15 protein-coding genes and 1 pseudogene are annotated in these 16,027 nt (G+C 66.3%); 10 read left to right on the top strand and 6 right to left on the bottom strand.

Annotated elements, in window-relative coordinates; all coding sequences use genetic code 11:
• The first annotated feature begins 48 nt into the window (after positions 1-48).
• The 5 genes from SriyCCGPB3_RS10540 (at position 49) to SriyCCGPB3_RS10560 (ending at position 5,324) form a co-directional block, all read left to right on the top strand.
• A complete protein-coding gene (locus tag SriyCCGPB3_RS10540) occupies positions 49-672 on the top strand; it encodes a hypothetical protein (protein ID WP_164161850.1) in 624 nt (207 codons plus the stop codon).
• Between the two features lie 103 nt (positions 673-775).
• Positions 776-1,534, top strand: a complete 759-nt coding sequence (locus tag SriyCCGPB3_RS10545) for a hypothetical protein (protein ID WP_350260270.1) — start codon at positions 776-778, stop codon at positions 1,532-1,534.
• Positions 1,535-1,950: 416 nt separating this feature from the next.
• A complete protein-coding gene (gene fusA / locus SriyCCGPB3_RS10550; protein WP_110712268.1) occupies positions 1,951-3,987 on the top strand; it encodes an elongation factor G in 2,037 nt (678 codons plus the stop codon).
• Positions 3,988-4,185: 198 nt separating this feature from the next.
• Positions 4,186-4,458 carry a hypothetical protein gene (locus SriyCCGPB3_RS10555; protein WP_005409616.1) on the top strand — a complete coding sequence of 91 codons (273 nt, stop codon included), beginning with the start codon at positions 4,186-4,188 and terminating at the stop codon, positions 4,456-4,458.
• A gap of 110 nt (positions 4,459-4,568) precedes the next feature.
• Positions 4,569-5,324 carry a SapC family protein gene (locus SriyCCGPB3_RS10560; RefSeq protein ID WP_071227413.1) on the top strand — a complete coding sequence of 252 codons (756 nt, stop codon included), beginning with the start codon at positions 4,569-4,571 and terminating at the stop codon, positions 5,322-5,324.
• Here SriyCCGPB3_RS10560 and SriyCCGPB3_RS10565 read toward each other — a convergent pair whose 3' ends face one another.
• The 3 genes from SriyCCGPB3_RS10565 to SriyCCGPB3_RS10575 all read right to left on the bottom strand — a co-directional run bounded on the left by SriyCCGPB3_RS10565 (position 5,325) and on the right by SriyCCGPB3_RS10575 (position 9,035).
• Positions 5,325-7,652 (bottom strand): ATP-binding protein, encoded by a 2,328-nt coding sequence (locus tag SriyCCGPB3_RS10565; RefSeq protein ID WP_350260271.1) that lies wholly within the window; start codon positions 7,650-7,652, stop codon positions 5,325-5,327.
• On the bottom strand, positions 7,649-8,275 hold the full coding sequence (locus SriyCCGPB3_RS10570) for a response regulator transcription factor (RefSeq protein WP_350260272.1): 627 nt from the start codon (positions 8,273-8,275) through the stop codon (positions 7,649-7,651). Before SriyCCGPB3_RS10570 ends, SriyCCGPB3_RS10565 begins: the two co-directional genes overlap by 4 nt.
• Before the next feature lie 163 nt (positions 8,276-8,438).
• Complete coding sequence (locus SriyCCGPB3_RS10575; RefSeq protein WP_350260273.1) at positions 8,439-9,035, bottom strand: ArsR/SmtB family transcription factor; 597 nt, start codon at positions 9,033-9,035, stop codon at positions 8,439-8,441.
• Between the two features lie 42 nt (positions 9,036-9,077).
• Here SriyCCGPB3_RS10575 and SriyCCGPB3_RS10580 point away from each other — a divergent pair, with 42 nt between their 5' ends.
• On the top strand, positions 9,078-10,550 hold the full coding sequence (locus tag SriyCCGPB3_RS10580; RefSeq protein WP_350260274.1) for a serine hydrolase domain-containing protein: 1,473 nt from the start codon (positions 9,078-9,080) through the stop codon (positions 10,548-10,550).
• Here the strand turns inward: SriyCCGPB3_RS10580 and SriyCCGPB3_RS10585 are convergent.
• The gene (locus tag SriyCCGPB3_RS10585) at positions 10,460-11,065 is read right to left on the bottom strand and encodes a GNAT family N-acetyltransferase (RefSeq protein WP_350260275.1); all 606 of its coding nucleotides are present in this window, start codon (positions 11,063-11,065) and stop codon (positions 10,460-10,462) included. The genes SriyCCGPB3_RS10580 and SriyCCGPB3_RS10585 overlap by 91 nt on opposite strands.
• Positions 11,066-11,151: 86 nt before the next feature.
• Between SriyCCGPB3_RS10585 and SriyCCGPB3_RS10590 the strand changes: the two genes are divergently transcribed.
• From SriyCCGPB3_RS10590 to SriyCCGPB3_RS10600, 4 genes and pseudogenes are all read left to right on the top strand, one after another.
• On the top strand, positions 11,152-12,471 hold the full coding sequence (locus SriyCCGPB3_RS10590) for an ABC transporter permease (protein ID WP_350260276.1): 1,320 nt from the start codon (positions 11,152-11,154) through the stop codon (positions 12,469-12,471).
• 119 nt (positions 12,472-12,590) lie between these two features.
• A pseudogene (locus SriyCCGPB3_RS21570) lies at positions 12,591-13,217 on the top strand (ABC transporter permease); the annotation flags it as partial.
• 102 nt (positions 13,218-13,319) lie between these two features.
• Positions 13,320-13,697, top strand: coding sequence for an ABC transporter permease (locus SriyCCGPB3_RS21575; RefSeq protein ID WP_429001117.1), 378 nt, complete (start codon positions 13,320-13,322; stop codon positions 13,695-13,697).
• A 140-nt stretch (positions 13,698-13,837) separates the two neighbouring features.
• Entirely contained in the window at positions 13,838-14,977 is a 1,140-nt protein-coding gene (locus tag SriyCCGPB3_RS10600) for an aminotransferase class V-fold PLP-dependent enzyme (protein WP_350260278.1), read from the top strand.
• 16 nt (positions 14,978-14,993) lie between these two features.
• On the opposite strand, the gene SriyCCGPB3_RS10605 is transcribed toward SriyCCGPB3_RS10600, so the two are convergent.
• Positions 14,994-15,365, bottom strand: coding sequence for a response regulator (locus tag SriyCCGPB3_RS10605; protein WP_180846603.1), 372 nt, complete (start codon positions 15,363-15,365; stop codon positions 14,994-14,996).
• Positions 15,366-15,489: 124 nt separating this feature from the next.
• The gene (locus SriyCCGPB3_RS10610; protein WP_110712278.1) at positions 15,490-16,023 is read right to left on the bottom strand and encodes a lipocalin family protein; all 534 of its coding nucleotides are present in this window, start codon (positions 16,021-16,023) and stop codon (positions 15,490-15,492) included.
• Between the last annotated feature and the right edge of the window lie 4 nt (positions 16,024-16,027).

Below are 16,027 nucleotides of genomic sequence, written 5' to 3' on the forward strand. Positions count from 1 at the left end.
GGCGGCAGCGGATCCCGTATGCTCCGCCGGAACCAGGGGGCAAGCACGATGAAAGGGATTTCGTGGGTGGTCGCGGCAGCGCTCGCGACGGTGCTGGGTGGGTGCGCGACGCTGAAGGCACGACCGGATGTCCCACTGGCCGCGGACGAGGGCTACGTGGTGATGTCGGTGAACTGTGCCACCAGCAACATCAGGCTGATCACGATCTTTGCCAGCGGCACGCGGTCGACGTCGCCGTTGGCTGACCTGCGCGGTGAATTCGAGTTCGGCTGCAGGGCCGGTCTGGCCGCCGTCCGCGCCAAGGCCGGGCGACACTATGTCGGCTACCTGACCGAACACGGTTATGGATACGTCGGGGCGGTGCCCGAAGACGAAGCGCTGACTTTCGACGTGCGCGCAGGCGAAACGACCTACATCGGTGAAGTTGTGGTGTCTGGACTGTTCGACCGCCTGCACTCAAGGCCGACCTGGATCTCGGTACGCGATCGCGAAGCGGAGTCGTTACGGCTGTTGCAGCAGGCGCAGCCCTGGCTGCTGGAACGCCATCCCTTCCACACCCGGCTGGCGACACCAGCGCCGGGCGCGCCGAGCGCCGAAGTGCTCGCCGAGCAGTTCCGCAGCTGCACACCGGCGTGCGATAGCATCCTGGCCCTGCCGCTGTTCATCCGCTGAGCGGGAGGTTTCCAATGAAGTGGATCTGCATGCGCTGACTGATGGGTCGCGCCATCCGGACGCTGTATCATTCGGCGCCAGTTACATTCAATGGACTGATTCAATGTTGCCCTCCGCTTCAGGTGTTTCGCGGACGCTGCTGTTCGCATCGGCCTTTTTCTCTGCATTTGCCACCAATGCGGCGTCGACATCTCCAGTTTCGCTGACCCACGCGGCCGAGAACGCCTCGCTGATCGAGACCCGGCATTCCAGTAGCGACGGTGCCGCTGTGACGTCGATGAAGACGCAGTACTTCGCCAACGAGGAAATGTCGGTGAGCTGGGACGACCAGCAGGTGCTGGTGCTGTGCAGTGAAGCGGCGTACCTGCAGATTCCTGCCGCCAAGCTCAAGGCCGGAGCGTTGACCTCCGAGCAGCGGCAGATGATCGTCTATCAGGCACTGATGTCAGGCCTTGGGGTTGTCGCGGCCGTCGTCGGGCCGGCAGGCGAGGTGGTGGCCGTGGCTGATGACGGTAGCGAGACCCGCAGCGTTGGCGAAAGCAGGTGGGCGTATGGCGTCGAGCGCTACGACGTCATCACCCAGCGGCTCCCGGATGGTGCGCTTCGGGTACGAACCCGCAAGACGGAAACCGTGAATACCACGCCGCCGGCCGGTCCGGACGACATGTTCAGTACTGAGGACGACCAGGCGGCACGCCTGTCCGAGTTGGCGCCGGTGGGCAGCTGGACCGAGGTGGTTGTCCATGAGGGGCCGCGGCTGCCACATGCGGATCCGGCGATGTCGTTGAAGGGCTGGATCTCGATGGGTGACGACCAGGCTGCGACGGTGGGTGAGGCGCGCAAGCTGCACGAGTGCAAGTGAGCTGAGTCGGGGGTCAGATCCCTTTGCCTGTGGCAAAGGGATCCGACCCCGATGCCCGTCGGCCTCATCGTTCCATTGATGTGCGCAATATTCACTTGCGCGCCAGATTGGCAGGTCTAGAATGCGCCCCATGAACCGGATGCCGCTCCTGAAGTTTTTCACCCTGACCCGCGCAAGCGCGGAACGGGCGTGTCTGCCTGGAGCCCCACGAGGCCGTTGAAGCGGCCATCGCTGGACCTTCGACAGAGCGCCCTCCGGGGCGCTCTTTTCGTTTCCGCAATTCCATTTCCCGTAACCCGATGTACCGCAAGGAGAACGTGCCATGCACCAGATCGCCGAGACCGAACGCTAGCCGCGCACCCTGTCGCCAACCGGGGTGTGCGGCCCCCGAAGTTGGCTTTGCAGGAACCTTCCTCATGAACACCCAAGTCCTTTCCCGCCGTCGCAACCTTGGCATCATTGCCCACATCGACGCCGGCAAGACCACGTTGACCGAACGCCTGCTATGGAGAAGCGGCGAGATCCACCGCGTCGGCGAAGTGCACGATGGCAACGCGACCACTGATTTCTCGGCGATCGAACGCGAACGTGGCATCACCATCGGCGCTGCTGCCGTACAGGCGCAGTGGGCGCCGCGCGACCTGCCGCCGCATCGGCTGACCCTGATCGACACCCCGGGCCACATCGACTTCGCCATTGAAGTCGAGCGTTCGCTGCGCGTGCTTGACGGTGCCGTGGCCGTGTTCTCGGCCGTGGATGGCGTGCAGCCGCAGTCTGAGACGGTGTGGCGCCAGGCGCGCCGTCACCGCGTGCCGCTGATCGCCTTCGTCAACAAGATGGACCGCGTCGGCGCTTCGTTCGAGCGCGTGCTGGAGCAGCTGCAGGACAAGCTGCAGGCGCGGCCGTGGGCGCTGGGCGTGCCGCTGGGCAGCGAAAGCGACTTCGGCGGCTGGGTCGACCTGGTCGATGAGCGCGTACTGCACTGGCAGGACGGTGCTGCGACCGCGATCACGCCCTGGGACAACACGCTGCGCGCAACGTGGCAGTCGCGACGCGATGCGTTGGTCGAGGCCGTGGCCGACCACGACGAACTTCTGGCCGATGCCTGGCTGGAAGGTCGCGCGATCGACGCCGAACAGCTGCGCGCGGCGATCCGACGGGCGACGCTGGCCGGTGCGGGCGTGCCGGTACTGGCCGGTGCGGCCTTCAAGGACAAGGGCATCGAGACGCTGCTGGATGCGGTGGTCGATTACCTGCCGTCGCCGCTGGATCGCCCTGCCGTGACCGCCGAAAGCGAGAGCGGCGAGGTGGTGTTGCCGCCGGATCCGGACGGTCCGCTGGCCGGTCTGCTGTTCAAGATCACCCACCAGCAGCACGGTGCGCTGAGCTTCGTGCGGCTGTACTCGGGCACGTTGAAGGTCGGCGATGCCGTGGCCAGTTCGCAGCATCCGCAGGGGCGGCGTGTCAGCCGCCTGGTGCGGGTGCAGGCCGACCAGACCCACGACATCGAGCAGGCCGTGGCCGGCGATATCGTGGCGGTGCTGGGCTGGAAGGATGCGGTCAGCGGTGAAACGCTGAGTGGGCGTGCGCAGCCGTTGCGCCTGGAGAGCATCCAGGCCCAGATGCCGGTGCTGGCCTGGCGGTTGGAACCGGCGCGTGCGGCCGACCTGATCCGGATGGCGCAGGGTCTGGCCAGCCTGGCCCAGGAAGATCCGTCGTTCCGCGTCGAAACCGATCGCGACACGGCGGAGACCCTGGTCTGGGGCATGGGCGAGCTGCACCTGGAGGTGATGGTCGAGCGCCTGCGCAGCGAATGGAAGGTCGATGTGGGCGTGGGTGCGCCGCGCGTGGCCTACCAGGAGACGCCGATGCGCGCGATGAACGGCGTCGTCGGGCGACTGGTCAAGCAGACCGGTGGCCAGGGCCAGTTCGCGCACGTGGTGCTGGATGTGTCGCCGCGCGAGGACGACCAGGTCGTGTTCAACGACCGCATCGTCGGTGGCGTGGTGCCGCGCAGCTTCATCGCGGCGGTGGAGAAGGGCGTGCGTGCCGCGCTGTCGGAAGGTCCGCAGGGCCATCCGGTGGTCGGCATCGAGGTCAGTCTTGTCGATGGCCAGACCCATGCCAAGGACTCCTCGGAGATGGCGTTCCATCGCGCAGGCGCCGAGGCGATCAAGGCGGCGCTGGCCGAGGGTGGCACGCAGCTGCTGGAGCCGGTGATGGCGGTGACGGTGCATTCGCCGTCTGCGTCGGTGGGTGACGTGGTCGGCGACCTCAATCGACGCCACGGCCGTATTGCCCGCATCGAGGACCAGGACGGTCGTGCCGAGGTCAGTGGTTTCGCTCCGCTGGCGCAGCTGGTGGGTTACACCACCTCGCTGCGTTCGCTCAGCCAGGGGCGGGCCAGCAGTGAGGCGCACCTGCATGGTTACGAGCCGGTACGCGCTGCATGAAGAAGGTGAGGGGGCCCGTTCGCGGGCTCCCTTTTTTGTTGCCTGGAACGCGCATCCACGCAAGGCGTGGATGGATTCTTCGTGGCGTGCGGCTTTTTGCATTGCATCGCAACAAAACTGCAGAAAAAGCTGGATTAAAGTGATGCCTCACGATAAATTGCGCACCCCCCGTTGCTCGCCGCCGCCCGCACCCCTCTCATGCGTGATGACAAAGACCCCGGAACCCTGGAGCTGACCCTGCCGCGAAAGCGCGGTCGTCCGCCCAAATTCGGGTACGCAATGAGTGATGCGCAGCGCGCCGCGCGCTACCGCGCCCGCCGGGCCGGGCAGGCCAACCATGCCGATGTGCGCTCCTGCTCGGACATGGTGCTGCTGGACAAGATCCGCGCGGCGGTGAGCGCGCGCGACACCGAGTTGGCCGGGTTCCTGGTCCACGTCCTCTGGCAGCGCTACCCCCTGCAGTTGAAATAGGCCGTCGGTGGGGTGGCCGTTGTCATCGAGCTTGTTGATAATGCGGGATTCAGGTTGTTCCCGCTGGCGCGCCCGGGATGGCAGGCGCGCATGATCGAACGGTTCCCAAGATGACCACTACCAGCGACACCACCACCGAAGCGGCGCCGAGCAGCGCCCCCTTGTTCTACACCCGTCCGGTGCCGCTGCAGGCCGATGTGCACGCCGATCTGCGCATCCTGCCGGGTAGGCTCGAGTTTGCTGCCGGCAACAACGCCATCCCGCTGGTGCTCGGCGAGTTTTCGTTGGCGCTGCATCACTTCCCGATCCTGTTCGCTGGCCCGACCGCGGTGCCGATGGCTGCCGTGGGCGTGTCCGACCAGAACCTGTTCATCAAGGACGGCCTGTGGGAAGACGAGGCCTATATCCCGGCTTACCTGCGTCGTCACCCCTTCATCTTCATCGACACCGGCGCGGAGAACGACTTCCTGCTGGGCATCGACGAAGAGAGCGCGCGCGTGGTCAAGGGTGGTGACGAAGGCCAGCCGCTGTTCGTCGATGGCAAGGCCACCGACATGGTGCAGCAGGCGTTGGAGTTCTGCGGCCAGTACACCCGCGAGCACGAACAGACCCAGGCCTTCTCCAAGGCCCTGATTGACAACGGCCTGCTGGTCGAGCGCAACGCCACCGTCCGCACTCCGGATGGTCGCGAATTCAACCTCAACGGCTTCCAGGTCGTGGACGTGGAGAAGTTCGTGGCACTGCCGGAAGCGACCGTGATCGAGTGGCACCGCAGCGGCTGGCTGGCCCTGATCCACCAGCACCTGATGTCGCTGGGGCGTTTCAACGACCTGACCCGTCGCCAGGTCGAGCGTCTGGCGGCCTGATCAGTCAGGGGGCATGGCGTCCGCAATGCGGGAGCCATGCCAGTGCTGCAGCAGCTGCAGCAAGCGCCGCACATCGGCCCAGTCGGGTGCGGCGTCGTTTCCCAGCGCCCACAGGTCGGACGCGATTCCGGCCTGATCGGTTGCGCAACAGAATTGCAGCGTACCCTGCAGGCGATGTGCATGATGACGCAGCGCCGTGGCATCGTAGTCCTCTACGGCCTGCTCGATGCCCAGCAGCTCGCCGTTGATGTCGGCCAGGTAGGCCTGATCCAGCGGCACGACGGTGTCGACGGTCGTAGCCCCTGGCGCTGGCGGCAGCTCCAGTGCCTGCAGCAGTTGTCCGATCTGCAGGGGCTTGGCCAGGACTGCATGGAAGCCTGCGTTGCGGCAACGCGTCGCGTGCCTGCGTCCTGTCCGGGCTGACAGTGCAATCAGTCGCGGCGGTTCCCCGGGCTGGCTGCGCAGTTGCTGCGCCAGCGCGTAGCCATCCATGCCCTGCAGGCCGATGTCCACCAGCACGATCCGTCGCGGGGTCTGCGCCTGCTCGGCAAGGGCATCGTCAGCGTCGGCCAGGGCGCGGACCTCGGCCCCAAGGCGGCGCAGTTGTTCGGCGATGATCTGGCGATTCATCGCGTGATCTTCGACCAGCAACAGATCCAGGCCGGCAAGCGGAAGGCCGAGGAGTGTCTGTTCCGCTGGCGGCAAGTCGGATCTAGCAGCCTGCACCGGCAAGCGCAGGGTAAACCGGCTGCCGCGACCCGGCACACTGTGCAGTGTCAGCGTGCCACGCATGGCGTGGGCCAGTTCGCGGGCGATCGCCAGGCCCAATCCGCTGCCGCCGCGCACCTGCCCGTCCTTGCCTTGCTGGAACGGCTGGAACAATCGTGCAGCCTGGCGGGCATCGATGCCGATGCCGCTGTCGATCACATCGAGCAGCAGCTCCTGGGGATCGGCGACTGGCCTCAGTTGTATGCGCAGATCGATCCCGCCGATATCGGTGAACTTCACTGCGTTGGCCAGCAGGTTGTCGACAATCTGGCGCAGTCCCTCGGGGTCGAGAGCGACGGTGGATGCCTGGTCCGGCGTGCCTTCGAAGCGCAGTTCGAGTCCTTTCAGCAGTGCCTGTGGGCGGACTGCGTCCAACGATTGGCGGCAGAGCAGGAACACATCGCAGGCCTGTGCGCGGGGCGTGAATCCTCCTTCGGCCAAGCGCGCGAACTCCAGTGAGCGATTCAACATGCCGCGCAGCGCATGGCCTGCGGCTTTGGCGGCGGCAAGCAGTTCGCGTTGCGCCTTGGGCGCGGGCGATTGACTGAGCAGGTCGATCGAGGCCAGCACCACCTGGGCCGAATTGCGTATCTCGTGGCTGATCACACCCGCTGCGCGTGTCTGCTTGCGCCGCTCACGTCCGTGTTGCTGGTGCAGCGAAAGCCAGAACACGGGAAGGCCGGCCAGCAGTGCCAGCACTGCCAACAGCCAGATCGGGGGCGGCGTGCGCAGCCAGTCCAGCGCCTTTCCCACCGGAGCCGGCAGTATCTGCCAGGCCCAGAGCTGCAGCAGGCCGGCATGCTCTTCCAGTGTGATGTCCTGCAGGGCCTGGTCGATGCGCGCCAGCAGTTGCCGGTCCTCGCGGCGTACCAGCAGGCGCAGGTCGGTGGAGAGCCCGATCTCGAATGGCTGCACCTGCAGCTGGCCGGCGAAGTACTGCCGGATCATCGGTTGCAGAGTGGTCTCCACGCCTATCGCGACATCGGCCATGCCGGCCTCGACCGCGGCCAATGTGGCATGCCGGTCAGGCAGGTACAGCAGTGGAACCTGCGGATGATGGGCGGCCAGCCATCCGGCATAGGGCCCGCCGCTGACCACCGCAACCGTTCGGCCATCCAGTTGCGCGATGTCATGCGGCAAGCGCTCATCCGCGCGGCCGGCCAGCATGGTCCTGCCACCTCGGAAAGGGGCAGAGGCCACCAGATGGGGGCAGGACGGCGGCAGATGCCTGGCCGCCCCGACCACCAGTACCAGGTCGGCGTCGCCACGGCATACGGCGCTCACCGATGTGCCGGTGCTGGGATAGGGGTGCTCCTTGAACTGGAGTCCGGAATGCCGCGCCACGAGATCGGCGTAGCCGTGGGCGAGGGTGGGCAGCGGCGCCGTGCCCGCAAGGTCTGAGGGCAATGGGCGCAGCGAGGGTGCGGTGGCGACGCGGACCTCGCGACCGGGCAGCCATCGTTGTGACTGCGCGTCCTCGGCCGAAGCGGCCGGCAGCAGAAGCAGGGCCAGCAGCAGGAGGAGGGAGCCCTGCCGGCGAGGGTAGTCGCGCCGCGTCACGGGGCGTCCTGTGGGCGCCGCATGGCATAGATTTCGGCATCGTTGCGCAGCCCGAGCTTGCGCAGGACCGCGATCTTCTGCGTGCTGACGGTCTTGACGCTGCGGTGACGGTGCAGCGCGATCTCGGAGACGGTCAGGCCAGCCAGCAGCAGGTTCAGCACTTCGCGCTCGTTGCGGCTGAGCTCGCCGCAGTCTGCCGGAATGGTGCGGTCGGGTGGCAGACGCTCGAGCCCCTGCGACACACGGATGATCGCTTCGGACAGCATGGGCAGTGGCTCGGCCTTGCTGACGACACCGCCGATGCCGGCCTCCAGCAGGTGATGGAGATGGGTGGCGGGGGAGAGGGTGGCGAAGGCAAGCAGTGGCGTGCGTGGGAATGCGCTGCGCAGCAGGGGGATCAGCTCCGCGCTGCTGCGATCGTCGCGGGCCAGTGTCAGATCGATGATCGCGACATCCACCCGCGTCTTCTGCAGGGTCTGGATGAAGGCGTCACTGTGCCCGTGGCTGGCGATGATCCTGAAGCGGGCGTCCTGTGACAGGTGCAGGCCGGTGCCACGGCGGACGACTTCATGGTCGTCCAGGAGTGCCAGGCGCAGTCGGCGCGGTGCGGGATGTCCATTCATGCGCAGGGAGGTGATCGGCGCCGCAGGGGCGTGGCGATCATTCTGGCGCTGACGCCCCGCTGATCATTCAATCTGCAGGGTTTTTGCGATTATTCCTAAGAATCGATCATCAATGAAAATTGAACTGGGCAATATTCATTGATGAGGGCGATGGAAGAGCCGGTCAGGTCGGTGTTCCGCGCGGCTTGTGTGTGGCAGGTGCCATCAGGACGGTCAACAGCATGGTGTCGCCCTGTGTGCCGGCGTCGAGCCCGGTGGCCTCAAGCTCGTCGATCAATGCGTTGATGCGGGCGAGGCGCGCATCGTCGGCGCGGAAGGACAGGTGCCTGACCACGCAGTTGCGGTGCGGTCCTTCAAAGCGGGCGGCGGCATGGGTGGCGGCTGAGGCGAAGGCGCGCAGGGTGGCGGCGACGACGCGTGTCGCCACGCGAACGAGACTGCGCCGGCCGGACGGCGTGCGCACCGCGTCGCGAGAGGACAGCTGTGCCGACGCCGCCGCGTAGACCGCTTCAGGCCGGCGGCCGGTGTCGCGGTGCTCGGTGATGCGTACCAGGCCATGCTTCTCCAGGTGCGCCAGATGGTGGTAGAGCGCTGTGGCCGGGCGGCCCAGGCGCTCGGCAAGCTCGCGGATGCTCGCGGGACCCTCTGCGTCCAGGCGCTGCAGTATCGCCATCCGTGTGGGGGAGGCCATCGCCGCAAGCTGGGTGGGTGTCAGCTTGAGCGCTGCCGGGCTGGGGTGGCTTGCGGCGGGGGAGTTCATAATTCAAACTATAGTTCAAATTTGAATTATATGGGCTCGGAAATGCGCACGGCACGTATCTGGATTGCCCTGGGTGGCCTGCTGTTGGCAATGATGGGCAGCAGCAGGCCCGCTGTTGCCACGGAAGTGATACGTAGCGATGTTTCGGGCAGAGCGAAAGGCACACTGGATGCGGCCGTGATCCAAGGCATCGACAGTGGCGTCGGCCAGGTCATGCGTCGCTTCAATGTTCCCGGTGCGGCGGTGATGGTCCTCCAGGACGGGCGCCTGATCCACGCGAAGGCCTATGGCCAGCGCGATCTGGCGCGGGGGCTGGCGGTGCGTGCCGACACGCCCTTCGAGATCGGCTCGATCACCAAGCAGTTCACCGCCGCTGCGGTCGTGCAGCTGCAGGAGGCCGGCAGGCTCACGCTGGATGATCCACTCGCCAGGTACCTGCCAGACGCCCCGCATGCGCAGGAGGTGACCCTGCGCCAGCTGCTGTCCCATACCAGCGGCCTGCATGACTATTTCGACGGGCCCGAACCGGAGGTCGATGCCCTGGTGACGCAGCCGATTGCGTTTGATCGGCTGATCGCGCGTATCAGCGATCGCCCTCTCGATTTCGCGCCGGGCAGCCGCTGGTCGTACTCCAATACCGGATACATCCTGCTCGGCCGGGTCATCGAGGTGGTATCGGGCGAGCGTTACGTCGACTACGTGCGACGGCACCTGCTGGAGCCGCTGGGCATGCGGCATACCTTCACCCTGGCCGACACGGGGCGACTGCAAGGCATGGCGGTGGGGTATCGGCACGAGGCGGGCGTCCTGCGCCGATCACCTTACTTCCACCCGGACTGGAGCGGTGCTGCCGGCGCCCTGGTCAGTACGCTGGACGACCTCGCGTGCTGGGACCACGGCCTGAGCGAGGGTCGCGTGGTCAGCCAGGCCGGCTACCGTGAAATGATCACGCCGGTCCACACCGGTGAGGGTGGCAGCGCCGACTATGGGCTGGGGTTGTTCGTCAATGCGGTCTACGGCCAGGCCCGGATCGGCCATACCGGTGGTTCGCAGGGGTTCACCACCGCCGACGAATATTTTCCCGATCTTGGGCTGCGCATCATTGCCTTCACCAATCTTGGGGACAAGGCGCCGGAGGCCGGGATCACGCTGACCAATGCGGTCTTCAGTGCGCTTCATCCCGCCATCGTCGCTGCCTGGAGCCGGCCTGCGCCTGGCGAAGAGGCCGCAGTCACCGCGCGTGCGCGTGCGACGTTTGAACAATTGCAGGCCGGGCACGGCTATGCGGATTTCAGCGCGAACCTGCGTGCAAGGCTGGAGGCGGGGATGGGCGCCGGGCTATCGAAGGCGGTCGCGCCCTACGGGAAGCCGGCCACCCTGATCTTCAAAGGTACCCAGGCCAGCGAGAGGGGCACGATGTACCGCTACGTGGCAACCTTTGGGCCGGGCGTCTTCATGCCGTACATGATCCGCCCCGACGAAGAAGGCAAGGTTGCAGGGTTCGCGCTGGATTGACTGCCGGGAGCGGCTGCGTCCAGGGTGCGGGCCATTTCGCTGGTCGGCGCCCAGCCCAGATCGGCGTACAGCGGCCTTCCCTGTTCGGTGGCGTGCAGCACCGCATAGGTGACGCCGCGTTCGGCGAAAGCACGGTCGGCCCATGACATCAGCGTGCGGGCGATCCCACGCCGGCGATAGGCCGGCTCGACGTAGACGTTCAACACATAGCCACGGCTGTCCTGCTCCGGGTGGGCAGGGTGGGGCGGCCAGTCGATCAGCATCAGGCCGATGCCCGCGATGGGGCGCCCCTGGTCCGTGAGGGCAAATCCGAAATAGTCGCCGGAGGCCAGGCGCGGCGCGAGCCAGGCACGGAAAGGGCCGGCCATCTGCTCCAGCACGTCTGCTGGGCGGCCACTCTCGCGGAACATCGCCTCGCGGTGGGCGCAGATCAGATCCAGGTCATCGGTGAGCAGGGCCCGAATCCCAAAGCCATCACTGCCTGGCAGGTCTGTACTGTCGAAGTGCCCGTCCATCGTCCGCCTCATCCGTTTAAACCTTTCTGGCAACCCCTGCATCGTATCTGCATGGAGCATGACGGACGCAGGGGGATGCACCTTCCATGATGGGCTATTACCTGAAGCTGGCGCTGCACAACGCCAGGCGCAACACGATCATTACCGCACTGATGGTGCTGGCGGTTGCCGTGGGGATCGGCGCCAGCATGACCACGCTGACCGTCACCCACCTGCTTTCCGGGGATCCGCTGCCTGGCCGGAGTGATCGGATCTTCTATCCGCAGGTGGACGTCGATCCTGGATCGAAAGGACGCGAACCACACGACGTACTCGACTATCGGACCGCGCACGATCTCTGGTCATCGGGCCAGGCAGACCGGCAGACCATGGTGGTGGTCAATCCGGTGAAGCTCCGTTCGGACCTGGCCGGGACGGCGCCGCTGATGGGATCTTCGATCTCGACCACGGCGGACTTCTTCCCCATGTTCGAGGTGCCCTTCCAGTATGGCCGCGCCTGGACGGCTGACGATGACCAGCGTCGCGGCCGCGTCGCGGTCATCTCGGCCCGGTTGAACCAGCGCCTGTTCGGGGGCCGCGACAGTGTTGGCCAGACCCTTCGGGTCAAGGATACCCATGTGCAGGTGATCGGCGTGCTGGATCACTGGCGGCCCTCTCCCTTGTTCTACAAGATCAGGGGAGGGCGGTTCTCGGGTGGCGAGACGTCAAGTTTCTACGCCGCGGCCGATGACATCTATCTGCCGATGTCGACCAGCCTGGATATCAACGAGGGCGATTTCCAGCCCTTTACCTGCTGGGCAATGCCCGATAAGCCGGGTGTGCTGCAGAACTCGCCCTGCGTGGCGGTCGCGGTCTGGGTGGAGCTGGGCAGCCCGGAGAAGGTGGCCGGCTATCGTCGCTATCTGGCCAACTACGCCGGCGAACAGCAGCGTCTGGGGCGCATCCGGCACGCCGACAATACCCGGCTCCGCTCGTTGATGGCGTGGCTGGACTTCAACCAGGTAGTGCCGAGTGACGTGAAGGTACAGACGGTGCTGTCCTTTGCGTTCCTGATGGTCTGCCTGGCCAATGTGGTCGGGCTGCTGCTGGCGCGCTTCCTGCGCCACGGCGGAGAAATCGGCCTGCGGCGCGCGCTGGGTGCCAGCCGGCGTGCGGTGTTCATGCAATGCATGCTGGAAGCCGGGCTGATCGGTGTCGCCGGAGGGTTGGGCGGGCTGCTGCTGACCTTGCTGGGCCTGTGGGTGATCCGCACCCAGCCGTTTGCCTACGCGGACCTGATCCATCTGGACCCGGCCATGTTCATGGCCACCTTCGGTCTTTCCCTGCTGGCCAGCCTGGTGGCAGGCGCGATTCCCGCCTATCGCGCGAGTTCGATCCAGCCCGTGGCGCAGCTCAAGCTGCTGTAGAGGACACGATCATGCAAACCGGACTGATCATCGCAGCGCTGCGCAAGCACCGGCTGGCCACCCTGTTGATTGCATTGGAGATCGCGCTGGCCTGCGCCGTGCTGTGCAATGCCATCTTCATGCTCACCGAGAAGGGGCGTGCACTGAACCTGGACAGTGGCCTGGCCGAGTCGTCGCTGGGCATTGTGCAGCTCTCCGGATTCGACGCCGCGCAGGCCGCTGACCTCAATGCCCGTGTGACCGGTGCACTGCAGGCGATTCCGGGCGTAACGTCGGTCGGCATCATCAGCGCCGTTCCGTTCGGTGAGCCGGGTGTCCGCGCGGGTGTCCATACCGATGAGAGCGGCAACGTCTTCGGCGGGGTCCTCGATTTCTACCTGGGTGATGCGGTGGCGATCCAGGCGCTGGGCCTGGAGCTGTTGGCCGGGCGCTTGCCGGATGCCGCCGAGTACGCGCCGATCGGGCAGTACGTGCCCGCCAATGCGCCGATCCTGGTGACGCGGCAGCTGGCAGAGCGTTACTGGCCCGGTGAGCCGGCAGTGGGGCGCAGCCTGTGGTCGATGGACAGCCGTTTCACCGTTATCGGCGTGGTCGAGCACCTGGCTGTGTCACAGCCCGGTGGAGGGGAGGCGCTGGGCAATGATTGGTCCGTGCTGATGCCGGCCAAGCCAGGTCCGCAGTTGGCGGGGCGCTACCTGGTGCGGGCCGCGCCCGAAGCACTGCCGCGGGTCATGGCCGACGCACAGCGGGCGGTGGCAGCAGTGGCCCCCGACGTGGTATTCGACCAGGCCGCCAGCCGCACCGTCGCCGAGCTGCGCGCGGACTATTTCCACGGCGCCAGGTTGATGATGGCGCTGCTGGCGGGCGTGATCGTCGCGCTGCTGGGGGCCACCGCGCTGGGCATTGTCGGCCTGGCCAGCTACTGGGTAGAGCAGCGGCGCAGGCAGATCGGCATCCGCCGTGCACTGGGTGCGACCCGCCGCGACATCCTGCGCTACTTCCAGCTGGAGAACTTCCTGGTCGTGAGCCTGGGTGTCGTAGTTGGCGCGTTGCTGGCCTATGCATTCAACCTCGGTCTGATGCGGTTCTACGAACTGCCCCGGCTTCCACTGGCGTACCTGCCGATCAGTGCGCTGGCGCTGTGGCTGCTGGGGCAGGTGGCGGTCCTGGCACCTGCATTGAGGGCGTCCGCGATCATGCCCGTGCAGGCCATCCGGTCTGCCTGATTTCCGGTGCCGCATGCTCAGGGCGCTTGACGTGCCTGCGGGCGCGCCCCGCATGATGGGTGTCTCCCGCAGATGCTGCCGTTCTCCCTATGACTACCGCTTCCCTGCTTGATCCTGCCGCGTTCGATATGCCACGCGATGTGCTGTGGCTTTCCCATTGCAAGGACGGGCCGCTGCCGCGGGCATCCGCGGATGCGGTGCAGGCATTGATGGGGGTGCAGCTGCGGCCGTGGGAGTTGCGCTGGGAGGAGGACTTCCTGGATGTCCAGCGCAGGTTGCGGCATGCCGCTGCGACGCTGCTGGCCGCTGACGCTGCGGACATCAGCCTGATGACCTGCACCTCGTCCGGCCTGGAGGCCGTTGCGTTCGGTTACCCCTGGCAGGCCGGTGACGAGATCCTGATTCCGGCAGGCGAGTTCCCCAGCAACCGCCTGCCGTGGCTGGCGTTGTCCCGACGCGGCGTGCAGTGCCGGGAGATCGACCTGTGGCAGCCAGGCCAGCGCCCGACCGCACGGGATGCGCCGGAAGATCGGCTGATCGAAGCGATCACGCCGCGTACCCGGATGATCGCCGCCTCCTGGGTGCGCTTCCAGGATGGAATCAAACTGGATCTGCAGAAACTGGGAGCGGCGTGTCGCGGCGCGGGTGTCGATCTTGTGGTTGATGCGATCCAGGGTGCCGGCACGACAACGCTCGAACTGACGGGCGTGAGCGCGCTGGCGACCGGGGGCCACAAGGGCCTGCTGGGCCTGCAGGGGCAGGGCTTCCTTTGGACCGAGTCCGGGTTCCGCCAGAAGCTGGTTCCGCTGGGAACCTGGCTCTCCGGGCCCGAGGAGTTCTCGCAGACTTCGGACCCGGCGCCCGCGGCCGACCTCTGGGCCACGGACGGACGGCGGCTGGAAGCGGGCAGTCCTTCGATCCTGTCGTGCGAGGCACTTGCCTCATCACTGCAGCTGCTGCTGGACTGTGGCGGTGTGGCCGCCATCCAGGCGCATGTGGCATCGCTGCAGCGGCAGCTGCTCGAGCAATTGGCGCTGGGTGACGGGACGTGGCGTGCGGAAGCTGCGCGACTGATGGCGCTGCTCGAACAGGATCGTCTGGGCCCGACGCTCTGCTTCGCGCTTCCGGAGGAGCGGTTGGCGCGCCTGCTGGCGACAGCAGAGGCGCAGGGCATCCACAGCAGCGTCCGGTTGGGTTATCTGCGCGTCGCACTCCATTGCTGGCATGACGCCGAGGATGTCAGGCGCTGCGTGGCGTGGCTGCTGGGCACGCTCGACTGATCCGGAGCACGGACGTTCAATGCCCGGTTACGGTGCGATGCACCGCCTGCTGCAGCATGTCGAGATGGAACGGCTTGGCCACGAACGGCGCGCGGCGATGCCGCGCCGGAACGAGCTGGTCATAGACTGCTGAAACGAACAGATAGGGAATGCCGAGGTCGGCCAGGCGGTCGGCAACCGGAAACACCACGCCGTCACGCAGCTCCACATCCAGCACGGCGCCATCGAAGTGCTGGGTGTCGAGCAGTTCCATCGCGTCGAATACGCTGTAGGCGTGTGTCACCTGGCTCCCCCCGTCCTGTAGTGCCTGCTCCATCAAGGCGGCCAGGTCGAACTGATCCTCCACCAGCAACAGGTTGCAGGTGCGCGGATGGGATAAGGGATGCATGCCGGGAGGAGCCTGTCTTGCGGTGGGGTAACGCAGTGTGCGCAGCGGCGCATCAACGCCGTGGATGCACCGCGTCAGGTTGGCGCGAAATGCCGCCTGCGTTCACCGGTTTCCAGCGAAGACGTCATCGCACCGACTGCGGCACGCGCCGCAGCTTGCGGGTGTCATAGCCCATCGCCGCAATGCGCTGCACTGCCTGCTGGTAGTCGCTTTCCGAGACCTGTGGCGTACGTGCCATATACCAGACGTAGTCACGCTTGCTGCGCGCCACGATGGTCTGGCGGTAGTCTTCGTCGAGCCAGGCGATGATGTATTCGGCCTGGATCGGCCAGATGAACTGCATGCCCCAGACGGCGCCGTTTCCTTCCTTCTCCACCCGGCCGATCGGATGCATCGACTTCTGCGGGGCGTCGAAACTGCCCTTGCGATAGGTAAAGGTGGTCTGGATGCGCCCATCCGGTCGCAGCGCGTAACTTTCCACGGCGTCGAAGGCCTCGCGCTCGGGCCGTGAGGGAATGTGTGCGATCACATACCAGTCGCCCATGAAACGCGGCACGTCCACCGCGGATGGACGCGGCAAGGGGCGGGTGTCACTCGCGCTGCAGCCGGACCCGAACAGGCCGACCGCGAGCAGGGGAAGCAGCGAGAACATGCGCATGTGG

Origin of the sequence: Stenotrophomonas riyadhensis, from assembly GCF_040256885.1 — a bacterium.
In the GTDB taxonomy this organism is placed as follows: domain Bacteria; phylum Pseudomonadota; class Gammaproteobacteria; order Xanthomonadales; family Xanthomonadaceae; genus Stenotrophomonas; species Stenotrophomonas riyadhensis.